Genomic DNA, 8,098 nt, shown 5'->3' with positions numbered 1-8,098 from the left:
CCTAGGCCCCTTGCCCCGCCGCCACGTAGGGCTTGAATTCCATATCGCTGTCGACGATGTGCTTGACCAGCCAGGTGGCCAGCGAATCGCCCAGGGTGCGGACGATGCCGGCGCGGACCTCGTCGCAGCCGCTGGCGTAATGGGTCAGCACGGCGTCCAGGCGCTTCAGCAGCATGTCATGGGCGGTACGGTGGGATTCCGCCTCGGGAAAGCCGATCGCCCGCTGCAGGGCCTCCTCGCGGGCGAAGTGCTCGCGGCACAGTTCGGACAGGTCGCGCAGGGTGGCGGCGACGCCGGAACAATCGACGCCGTCCTTGGCGGCGGCCTCCAGTTCGGCGATCAGCGCGATCATCCGCCGATGATCGGCGTCGATGACTGGATCGCCCACCGCCAGCGTCTCGTCCCAGGCGATTGACATCTGACCCCTCCCGGTCGATATCCGAACCCCGCCCGGGACTGTACCCGAGGCGGGGGTCGGGGGGAAAGCCGGATGATGGTCGTATCCCGCGTGGCGCTACAGGTGGACCAGGGTCGGCGCCAGCCAGCCCAGCGCGGCGAAGCCGGCCCCCACCAATCCCAGGCCGCCGGCGAGATAGGCCAGCATGATGGTGCCGGTGACCACCGCCGCCGAACTCAGCACGATGGCGATCTGCAACGCCGCCGAGCCGTATTCGAACAGATGATAGGCGGCCAGCGCCCGGTCGCGGACCGCCTCGGCGGTCTTGGCGCGCGCCGCCAGTTCCTTGCGGCCCTCGCCGGTCTCGGGCTCGGTGTCGTAGCGGTTGGCCGCCGCCCGCCAGTCGCCGATGCGCTTGGCCACCTGGGGCGCCTTGTCCTCGGGCACCATGCCGGCCACCGCCACTTCCAGGGCGTCGGCGGCGGTGCGCATGGTGGTCATGCGGATGGTCTTGGCCTGGAAGAAGGCCCACAGGTTGGAGGCCTCGATGTTGGCGGCCATGGAGGTGTTCTGCGCGCCCTTGCCGCCGGCTTCGGTGATGGACAGCAAGGCGGCCAGGATGCTGATCAGGATGGCGATCTTCTTGTTGCGGCTGGCTTTGCCTTCCTTGTGGGGATGGTCCCCGTGATGGTCGTGATGGGCGACCTCGTGAATTTTCTCGTGCGTCTCGTGGGCTTCCATGACTGGCCTTTTTTCCGCTACCCTGGGGGCTTCCTATCCGAATGGAGTGCCAGAGTATGTTCATGGTCCAGTGCAAGGACAAGCCCGGTCACCTTCAGACCCGCCTCGACAACCGCGCCGCCCATCTGGAATACGCCAAGGGCTTTGGCGCCAAGGTCGTCATCGGCGGCCCCCTGCTGTCGGACGACGGCCAGACCATGATCGGCAGCGCCTTCGTGTTCGATACCGACGACCGCGCCGAGCTGGACGCCTTCCTGGCCGGCGATCCCTACGGCAAGGCCGGCCTGTTCGAGAGCGTCACGGTGACCCGCTACAGGAAAGTGCTCCCCTGATGGCCTATTGGCTGGTCAAGTCCGAGCCGACCGCCTGGTCATGGGACGACCAGGTGCGCGACGGGGTTACCGCCTGGACCGGGGTGCGCAACTTCCAGGCCTGCAACTACCTGAAGGCCATGAAGGCGGGGGACCGGGCGTTCTTCTACCATTCGGTGGAGGAGAAACGCATCGTCGGCGTGGTCGAGGTGGCGCGCGAGGCCTATCCCGACCCCACCGCCCAGGACCCGCGCTGGATGTGCCCCGATCTCAAGGCGGTGGCGCCGCTGGCCCGGCCGGTGACCCTGGCCGAGATCAAGGCCGATCCCCGTCTGGCCGAGTTGCCGCTGCTGCGCCAGAGCCGGCTGTCGGTCTGCCCGGTGGACGGGCGGTCGTGGGCCATCCTGTGCGGCATGGGGGGCGTTGCGCCGTGACGCCCCTTTGCGCCCTTGCCGATATCGGTGATCCCGGCGCCAGGGGAATGGTGGTGGACGGCAAGCGCGTCTTCGTGGTGCGCAAGGGCGGGCAGGTGTTCGGCTATGTCAATTCCTGCCCGCATGTGGGGGCGCCGCTCAATCTGGAGGACGACAGGTTCCTCGACCTGTTCCAGACCTCGATCCTGTGCGCCAACCATTTCGCCCTGTTCGAGATCGAGGACGGGCGCTGCGTCCGCGGCCCCTGCCTGGGGCGTTCGCTCGAGCCCTTCCCCGTCGAAATCCGCGACGGTCTGGTGGTGCCGAAGGCGTGAAAGCCGGTCCTGGCGCGATCTTCGGAACCGGGGCTCGAGTCCCGCTTGCCCCGAAGCCCCTCTGCCTGTATGAGTTTCCCCCATGCATATCCTTGAATTCGAAAAGCCCATCGCCGAGCTCGAGGGCAAGATCGAGGAGCTGCGGCACCTGTCCGATGCCGGCGACGTCAACATCGCCGACGAGGTGTCCAAGCTCCAGGCCAAGGTCGACAAGCTGCTGCGCTCGACCTACGCCAAGCTCACGCCGTGGCAAAAGACGCAGGTGGCCCGCCACCCCGAGCGTCCGCACGCGCTGGCCTATATCTCGACGCTGATCGAGGACTTCACGCCGCTGGCCGGCGACCGCGCCTTCGCCGAGGATCAGGCGATCATCGGTGGGCTGGGCCGCTTCCGCGGCCGCTCGGTGATGGTCATCGGCCACGAGAAGGGCCACGACACCGAAAGCCGGCTGAAGCACAATTTCGGCATGGCCAAGCCCGAGGGCTATCGCAAGGCCCGGCGTCTGATGGAGATGGCCGACCATTTCCAGGTGCCCATCCTCACCCTGGTGGATACCGCCGGCGCCTATCCCGGCGTCGACGCCGAGGCGCGCGGCCAGGCCGAGGCCATCGCCCGGTCCATCGAGACCTGCCTGGACGTGCGCGTGCCGCTGATCTCGGTGATCATCGGCGAGGGCGGTTCGGGCGGCGCCATCGCCCTGGCCACCGGCAACACCGTGTTGATGCTCGAGCACGCCATCTATTCGGTGATCAGCCCCGAGGGCTGCGCCTCGATCCTGTGGCGCTCGGCGGAGAACGCCAAGGACGCCGCCGAACAGCTGCGCCTTACCGCCCAGGACCTGCACAAGCTGAACATCATCGATTCGGTGGTGCCCGAGCCCATGGGCGGCGCCCATCGCAACACCGACCTGATGATGCAGACCCTGTCCATGGCCGTCGAATCGGCGCTGCGCGACCTTGGGGGCGTCGAGGGCGGGGTGCTGCGCGCCCGCCGCCGCGAGAAATTCCTGGAGATGGGGCGGGCGGGCCTGTCGTGACCAGCCTCGTCGTTCCGGAACTGTCGGTGGTCGTCCCGGTCAAGAACGAGGCCGAGAACATCCTGCCGCTGCTGGACGAGATTCACATGGCGTTGCAGGGCCGGGTGGAGTTCGAGGTCGTCTATGTGGACGACGGCTCGGACGATGCTACGCCCGCGGTGCTGGCGCAGGCCCGGAGCATCCACCCCCGCCTCAAGGTGGTGCGGCACAGGGCCAGCTGCGGCCAGAGCCAGGCGGTGGCCACCGGAGTGCGGCACGCCGCGGGCCGGCTGATCGCCACCCTGGACGGCGACGGCCAGAACGATCCCGCCGATCTGCCCACTATGCTGGACCATTGGCGCTCGCGTCCCGACGACATGCGGCCCGGGCTGATGGTCACCGGCTGGCGGGCCAACCGCCGCGACAACGGCATCCGCCGCCTGTCCTCCAAGGTGGCCAATTCCATCCGTTCCAAGCTGCTGCGCGACCGGACTCCCGATTCGGGCAGCGGCATCAAGCTGCTGCCCCGCGACCTGTTCCTCGACCTGCCGCGCTTCGACCACATGCATCGCTTCATGGCCGCCCTGGTGATCCGCGCCGGCGGCTCCGTCGAGGTGGTCAAGGTCAACCACCGCCCGCGTGAGCGCGGCACCTCCAAGTACGGAGTGTGGAACCGACTGGGGGTGGGCATCGTCGACCTGTTCGGCGTCATGTGGCTGATGCGCCGGGCCCGCAACCCGGTGATCGAGAAGACTCTATGACAGATCCTCAGGCGCCGGGCGCACGCCTCCGCGTGCTTGGCTCCTCCGCTTGCGCTCCGGGGCGCTCAACGCGCCCGCGCTTCGGCTGCGCCTTGCACGGTGTGCCGTGATCCAGCCGCGCCGCCATCATCCCTTCCTCAATCCCCGCGCCATGGTCAAGGGGCTGGTGCTGATCGCCACCTTCGCGGTGATCGGCTTCCTGCTGGAAGGTCTCGGCCTGCGCGACGCCCTCGACACCCACTGGATCGATGCCGAGATCAAGGGCAAGGGTCTCGGCGGCGACGTCCTGTTCGTGGTGATCGGGGCGCTGGCCGTCTGCATCGGTCTGCCGCGCCAGGGGGTCTGTTTCCTGGCCGGCTACGCCTTCGGGTTCGCCGAGGGGCTGGTGTGGTCGAGTCTGGCCTCCATGCTGGGCTGCGTCGCCACGTTCTTCTATTCCCGCTTCATGGGCCGCCAGCTGGTGGTCAATCGCTTTCCCGAGCGTATCGCCCGCATCGACGCCTTCCTGGCCGGCAACACCTTCGCCATGACCCTGCTGATCCGCCTGCTGCCGGTGGGCAGCAACCTGATCACCAATCTGGCCGCCGGCGTGTCGGGCGGGCGGGCCATCCCCTTCTTCGCCGGCTCCATCCTGGGCTATCTGCCGCAAACCGTGGTCTTCGCGCTGCTGGGCAGCGGTATCCAGGTCGATCCGGTCTTTCGCATCGGCGCCAGCGTGGTATTGTTCGTCGCCTCCGGGGTGATGGGCGTGTGGCTGTTCCGCCGCTTCCGCCACGGCCGGCATCTGGACGCCGCCACCGAGGCGGTCATCGAGGAAGACGGCGACGAAAATCATGAAGCGACCGGTTAAGATCATTCTTTCCCTCGGCCTGCTGGCCGTGACGGCGGCCTGCACCGCGAACCAGGAGGCGCCGACCTTGAGCGCGCCGCCGCGCACCACCGAACTGAGCTTCGACGCCCAGGGCCGCGTGGTGCGTCCGCGTGGCGAGCGCAATTGGGACGACGCGGTGGGGCAGCGGGCGGTGGCCCTGCTCAACCAGGCCGACAGGGAGGCCTTCAAGGGCGTGTCGGTGCGGGCCTGGGACGGCGGCGTGCTGCTGACCGGCGCCGTCGCCAAGCCCGAGCAGCGCCGCCGCGCCGACCAGGTGGTCCGCTCGGTCGAGGGCGTGGCCCAGGTCCACGACGAACTGGTCCTGGCCGAGAATCCCGGCCTGACCCTGTATGTCCCCGACGGCAATCTGGAACAGCGCATCTACAAGGCCCTGCTGGGCAACGACGACATCAACGGGGCCTATGTGGTCCGTGTGGTCAACGGCGTCGCCTATCTGCAGGGCACCACCCGCACCAAGGCCGACCTGGACAAGGCCGCCGCCTTCGTCCGCACCTTCGACGGGGTGAAGTGGGTGGTGGACCGGGTTTCGGTTCGCTGACCATCGTTTAGCCGCATTCAGGCTCCAGGGTTGAGTGCTCAGCCCTGGAGTCCGCCCCATGCTCCCTCGTTTCGTCCTGTTGTGCCTCCTGGCCGTGCCGGGCGGCGTCCTCGCCGCCGAAATCGCAATTCCGGCCAGCGACCGCACCTTGCTGTCGCTCACCCTCCATCAGGACGGTCCGGCCCTGGTCCGCGACCGCCGCGGCGCCACCCTGGACAAGGGGGGCTTCTCCCTGCTCCTCGACGGCATCCCCCGCACCATCCGGCCGGGCAGCGCCAGTCTCGACGGGCCGGGTCTCAGCGTGGCCGAGCGCTGGGTCGATCCCGGCGCCCTGTCGGCGGAACGGCAGCTGGCCGCCCATCTCGGCCATACCGTGACGGTGGTCTGGGACGGCGGCGCCCCGCCGCAGAAGGCCAGGGTGCTGGCCGCCGAGGGTGTCCCGCTGTTCGAGGCGGAGGGCAAGGTGGTGGCGGGACGGCCCAACCGCATCATCTACGATTCCCTGGCCCCCGGCCTGTCGCCGCGCCCGTCGTTCCGCGCCCGGGTGGAGTCCGATGCGGCGGGGCGGCGCGACCTCGACCTCAGCTATGCCGCCGACGGTCTGGCCTGGTCGTCCCAGGCCAGCGGCGAGTTGAAGGGCGATCGTCTGGCCCTGACCGTCTGGGCCGATCTCAGCAATGCCAGCGGCGTTGACTTCACCGACGCCACGATCCGGCTGGTGGCCGGCTCGATCCAGGCCGGCGGCGGCGCCCCCAAGATGATGGCGGCCCGCGCCATGGCCGATGCGGCCGCCCTGCCGTCGCGGGAGGCGGCCGGCCCCTATCACGTCTACACCCTGCCCCGGCCGGTCTCCCTGCGCGACGGCGAAAGCCGGCAGGTGCCGCTGTTGCCGCCCACCCAGGTGACGGTCAGCCGCGAACTGGTGATCGAGCCGCAGGGGCCCCACCTGTTCCTGTCGCGCGCCCTGGACTCGCGGCCGCTTCATCCGGTGCTGCGCCTTTCCTTCGCCAACACCGCCAAGGCCGGGCTGGGCAAGCCGCTACCCGCCGGTCCGGTCCGGGTGACCATGCGCGGCCCCGGCGGCGAGGCCATCCTGCTGGGCGAGGATCATCTGCCGGCCCTGCCCGAAGGGGCCGAGGCCCGCCTGACCCTGGGCCAGGCCTTCGACCTCACCGCCCGGCGGATGCAGACCGACTTCCAGAAGGTTTCGGCCGAGGTGACGGAAAGCGCCTGGGAGGTCCGGCTGGCCAATGGCGGCGATCAGGCGGCCACGGTGACCTTGCGCGAAGCCTTCCGCGGCGACTGGCTGGTGCTCGACGAAAGCCTGCCGCATGTCAAGGAAAGCGCCGCCCTGGTCCGCTGGACAATCCCGGTGCCCGCCAAGGGCGAGGCGGTGCTGCGCTATCGCGTCAGGATGAAATAGGGGGGATCAGGCCACCTGCTGGCGCAGGGCGTCCAGCTGTTCGCGGATTTCGTCGAGCCGCACCACCATGGCGACGATGCCAAGCTGTTCCTCGACCTGATTGCGCTCCTCCATCAGCGCCTGGCGGGCGGCGGGGTCGGCGGTCTGCCAGCGGACGTTCATGCCTTCCTCGTATTCGGCGAAGGTGTGAAGCGCCGTGTCCAGCTCGGAATCGAGCCGGTTCTTTTCCTCGGTCAGGGTTTCGATCATGGCCTTAACGTCATCCACGGAACTATCGTCGCCGTCCTTTAGGCGGCGAGCCTCTGTCTGGGATCAAGCGCCTCGACCTCGGCGCGGGCGGCGGAATCCTCCACTCCGGTGACCGCCGCCAGCAGCATGGCCGCCGCAGTCAGTCCCTCGGCATGGGCGACGCCATCCCCGTGTCCGGCCGACAAGGCATCCTGAACCGTTTCGTCGTAGGCGGTCAACACCATCTCCAACGTCGCTGCATCCATGATACCCCCCTTCCGGCCAGTGCCGGGGCGCTTCGTCCCGTCCCTATGACAAGGACTTGTCATAGGGCGATAGTATGATTTCAGGAATCGCCGCCGCAACAGAATTATAGCCGCATTACAAATATGCCTATTGTAATGCTTAGCTGGTTACTTCGCCATTTTATTAAATACTCTGTAAATGGACTGTAACCGCAGACTCTGCATAAGCGTCATTTCCCGCGTCGGTTATCATGGCGAAGGTATGTGCCCGTATCGGCTGATCAGTGCGCCGCGTCCCAGCTGTCGGCGATGCCGGCTTCCACCAGCAGGGGGACCGACAGGGTGGCGGCGGCTTCCATGACGCTTTTCACCACCGCCACGGTGGCTTCGGCCTCGGCCTCGGGGGCTTCGAGCACCAGTTCGTCATGGACCTGGAGCAGCAGGCGGGCGGCGAGCCCTTCCGCCGCCAGGGCGGCGGGCAGGCGGATCATCGCCCGCTTGATGATGTCGGCGGCGCCGCCCTGGATGGGGCCGTTGATGGCGGCGCGTTCGGCGAAGGCGCGCATGGCGCCGTTCTTGTCCTTGATACCCGGCGTGAAGACCTTACGGCCGAACAAGGTGGTGACGAAGCCGTTGTCCCGCGCTTCCTCCTTGGTCCGCTCCATATAGGCGCGGATTTCGGGATAGCGGGCGAAATAGGCCTCGATATAGGCCTTGGCCTCGCCCTGGGGAATGCCCAGCTGGGCGGCCAGGCCGAAGGCGCTGATGCCGTAGATGATGCCGAAATTGATGGCCTTGG

General features: G+C 68.1%; 13 protein-coding genes. 8 read left to right on the top strand and 5 right to left on the bottom strand.

What is annotated here, in order from left to right; translation table 11 throughout:
• Position 1 precedes the first annotated feature (1 nt).
• Both H261_RS21890 and H261_RS21885 read right to left on the bottom strand, forming a co-directional pair.
• The gene (locus tag H261_RS21890) at positions 2–418 is read right to left on the bottom strand and encodes a bacteriohemerythrin (protein ID WP_008622075.1); all 417 of its coding nucleotides are present in this window, start codon (positions 416–418) and stop codon (positions 2–4) included.
• Between the two features lie 96 nt (positions 419–514).
• Positions 515–1,138: a DUF4337 domain-containing protein gene (locus H261_RS21885; protein WP_008622073.1), complete on the bottom strand. Its 624-nt coding sequence runs from the start codon at positions 1,136–1,138 to the stop codon at positions 515–517.
• A gap of 56 nt (positions 1,139–1,194) precedes the next feature.
• On the opposite strand from H261_RS21885, the gene H261_RS21880 reads away from it, so the two are divergent.
• From H261_RS21880 to H261_RS21845, 8 genes are all read left to right on the top strand, one after another.
• Positions 1,195–1,470 carry a YciI family protein gene (locus H261_RS21880; RefSeq protein WP_008622071.1) on the top strand — a complete coding sequence of 92 codons (276 nt, stop codon included), beginning with the start codon at positions 1,195–1,197 and terminating at the stop codon, positions 1,468–1,470.
• Positions 1,470–1,883, top strand: a complete 414-nt coding sequence (locus tag H261_RS21875) for an EVE domain-containing protein (RefSeq protein ID WP_008622070.1) — start codon at positions 1,470–1,472, stop codon at positions 1,881–1,883. Before H261_RS21880 ends, H261_RS21875 begins: the two co-directional genes overlap by 1 nt.
• Positions 1,880–2,197, top strand: coding sequence for a Rieske (2Fe-2S) protein (locus H261_RS21870; RefSeq protein ID WP_085988791.1), 318 nt, complete (start codon positions 1,880–1,882; stop codon positions 2,195–2,197). The genes H261_RS21875 and H261_RS21870 overlap by 4 nt, the downstream gene beginning before the upstream one ends.
• 82 nt (positions 2,198–2,279) lie before the next feature.
• The gene (locus H261_RS21865; RefSeq protein ID WP_008622066.1) at positions 2,280–3,233 is read left to right on the top strand and encodes an acetyl-CoA carboxylase carboxyltransferase subunit alpha; all 954 of its coding nucleotides are present in this window, start codon (positions 2,280–2,282) and stop codon (positions 3,231–3,233) included.
• Positions 3,230–3,973, top strand: coding sequence for a glycosyltransferase family 2 protein (locus H261_RS21860; protein ID WP_008622064.1), 744 nt, complete (start codon positions 3,230–3,232; stop codon positions 3,971–3,973). The genes H261_RS21865 and H261_RS21860 overlap by 4 nt, the downstream gene beginning before the upstream one ends.
• A gap of 106 nt (positions 3,974–4,079) precedes the next feature.
• On the top strand, positions 4,080–4,823 hold the full coding sequence (locus tag H261_RS21855; RefSeq protein WP_008622062.1) for a TVP38/TMEM64 family protein: 744 nt from the start codon (positions 4,080–4,082) through the stop codon (positions 4,821–4,823).
• Complete coding sequence (locus tag H261_RS21850; RefSeq protein ID WP_008622060.1) at positions 4,807–5,403, top strand: BON domain-containing protein; 597 nt, start codon at positions 4,807–4,809, stop codon at positions 5,401–5,403. The genes H261_RS21855 and H261_RS21850 overlap by 17 nt, the downstream gene beginning before the upstream one ends.
• A gap of 58 nt (positions 5,404–5,461) precedes the next feature.
• The gene (locus H261_RS21845) at positions 5,462–6,826 is read left to right on the top strand and encodes a DUF4139 domain-containing protein (RefSeq protein WP_008622058.1); all 1,365 of its coding nucleotides are present in this window, start codon (positions 5,462–5,464) and stop codon (positions 6,824–6,826) included.
• 6 nt (positions 6,827–6,832) lie between these two features.
• Here the strand turns inward: H261_RS21845 and H261_RS21840 are convergent, their stop codons facing one another.
• From H261_RS21840 to H261_RS21830, 3 genes are all read right to left on the bottom strand, one after another.
• Positions 6,833–7,093, bottom strand: a complete 261-nt coding sequence (locus tag H261_RS21840; protein WP_152427051.1) for a hypothetical protein — start codon at positions 7,091–7,093, stop codon at positions 6,833–6,835.
• Positions 7,094–7,113: 20 nt separating this feature from the next.
• Entirely contained in the window at positions 7,114–7,320 is a 207-nt protein-coding gene (locus tag H261_RS21835) for a hypothetical protein (RefSeq protein ID WP_040477184.1), read from the bottom strand.
• 260 nt (positions 7,321–7,580) lie between these two features.
• On the bottom strand, positions 7,581–8,098 hold a 518-nt coding region (locus H261_RS21830), incomplete at its 5' end, for a DNA polymerase (RefSeq protein ID WP_008622051.1).

This window comes from Paramagnetospirillum caucaseum (assembly GCF_000342045.1).
Taxonomy (GTDB): Bacteria; Pseudomonadota; Alphaproteobacteria; order Rhodospirillales; family Magnetospirillaceae; genus Phaeospirillum; species Phaeospirillum caucaseum.
The sequence above is the reverse complement of the archived record's forward strand: the minus strand, read 5'-3'. Positions and strand labels throughout refer to the sequence as shown.